The sequence below is a fragment of the Methylophaga sp. UBA1464 genome, assembly GCF_002325665.1.
Taxonomy (GTDB): domain Bacteria; phylum Pseudomonadota; class Gammaproteobacteria; order Nitrosococcales; family Methylophagaceae; genus Methylophaga.
Map to the genome: position 1 here is coordinate 9,501 of NZ_DCSO01000107.1, position 1,813 is coordinate 11,313.

Genomic DNA, 1,813 nt, shown 5'->3' on the forward strand with positions numbered 1-1,813 from the left:
AAAGGCCCTTATAAGGGCCTTTTTTTATATTTAGCGACATCTTTACCGCTATTTCCATAATGACATCCTGCGCGTCACCTCAGAGCCGCTTAACCTATGTTTCATAGCGGCCCCAACATGTAGTACTAATACAGCAATAAAAATATACGCTAATGCCTGGTGAATGTCGGTGAACGTTTCTCTGGCGACTGCATCACCCTCTGCTAATCGAGGTAGCGTTACCCCCCACAGCTTTGTGTCATATTTACTGTACATTGATTGAAGATAGCCTGTTATCGGCATGGCGATCATCAATCCATATAATAGAAAATGGACAAAGCCAGACAGTCTTTGCTGCCAACTCGGCACGCTATCTGGTAACGGGGGAGCAGTATGGGTCAATCGCCATATTACACGTAATATAATAAATGCAGCGATCGTGATTCCCATTGATTTATGTAATAAAAACCAGAATGCACGTACGCTTTCCTGTCCTGGTGGCAATTCAGATTCTTTTGGCAATCCTACCATCCACAATCCCAAACCCAACATAAAAAATATCATCGCCGCTATTAACCAATGCAAGATTATCTGGCCTTGATCATAACGAGCGTCATTCATCGACATTTTTCTCTCCTGAATAATAAACAAAAGGCCATTCAGATTTACTGAATGGCCTTCTCTATGACCGTGTGGAACGGGAAGAATTCCCTATAGTTATATATCTAAGTTCGATGCCTGTAAAGCGTGGGTTTCAATAAATTCTCTCCGCGGCTCTACGTTATCGCCCATTAAAGTGTTAAAGGTTTCATCTGCAGTAATGGCATCTGAAATTCTTACCTGGAGCAGGCGACGCTTTGATTTATCCATGGTGGTTTCCCACAACTGTTCTGGATTCATCTCACCCAGGCCTTTATAACGTTGTACATGCTGGCCACGACGCGCTTCGGCCATTAACCATCTAACCGCTTGGGAGAAATGCTGAACATTTTCATTTCTTTCTCCACGCTCAATTCTGGCCCCTTCACCGAATAGGCCATTGATTTTATTAGAGAAAGACATGATTTTTTGATATTCCGTACTGGCAAAAAACTCACCGGGCACATGAAAGTCATTACTGATGCCATGCCGGGTAAAGCTGATATTCACATGCGGCATAGGCTCTTTGTCATGTTTTTGCAGATCCAGAACAAAATAAGTGCCGGTTGGCATAATTGAGTTCATCCGTTGCTCAATGGCTTTCAACCATGCTTTCATTGCCGCGTTATCGGTAAATTCAGGTATCGCTGTTTGATAGATCAATTCATCCAGAAATGCCGGATAATAATGATTGGCTAACCGGGTGATGATCGCTCTGATAGTTTGATATTCATTTACCAGTTGCGCCAGCGCATTGCCTTCGATTGGAACACCCTCTGCGGTTGGATAGAGTACCGCGTTGGTCAAAGCGACTTCCGTCAGATAGCGTTCCATTTCAGCGTCATCTTTAACGTAACGTTCCTGTTTACCTTTTTTGATTTTATACAAAGGAGGCTGTGCGATATACACATGTCCGCGCTCAATCAATTCTGGCATTTGTCTGTAGAAGAACGTGAGTAACAAGGTACGGATGTGTGAACCGTCGACGTCCGCATCGGTCATTATAATAATGTGGTGGTAGCGAAGCTTTTCCGGATCATATTCATCACGGCCAATACCACACCCTAGTGCCGTAATTAATGTTCCTACCTCAGCAGAGCCAATCATCTTGTCAAATCGAGCGCGCTCAACGTTTAAGATTTTTCCCTTCAAAGGTAGAATTGCCTGAGTTCGACGGTCGCGGCCTTGTTTGGCA

The 1,813-nt window shown here is 43.9% G+C and carries 2 protein-coding genes; both read right to left on the reverse strand.

Going from position 1 to position 1,813, the window contains the following annotated elements:
- Nucleotides 1–48 precede the first annotated feature (48 nt).
- Nucleotides 49–606 (reverse strand): cytochrome b, encoded by a 558-nt coding sequence (locus B3O33_RS14410; RefSeq protein ID WP_292361068.1) that lies wholly within the window; start codon nucleotides 604–606, stop codon nucleotides 49–51.
- A 90-nt stretch (nucleotides 607–696) separates the two neighbouring features.
- On the reverse strand, nucleotides 697–1,813 hold a 1,117-nt coding region (locus tag B3O33_RS14415), incomplete at its 5' end, for a toprim domain-containing protein (protein WP_292363866.1).

Excerpts from the sequence above, each read along its gene's own strand:
- B3O33_RS14410 (WP_292361068.1), bottom strand. The coding sequence starts at position 606 with ATGTCGATGAATGACGCTCGTTATGATCAAGGCCAGATAATCTTGCAT.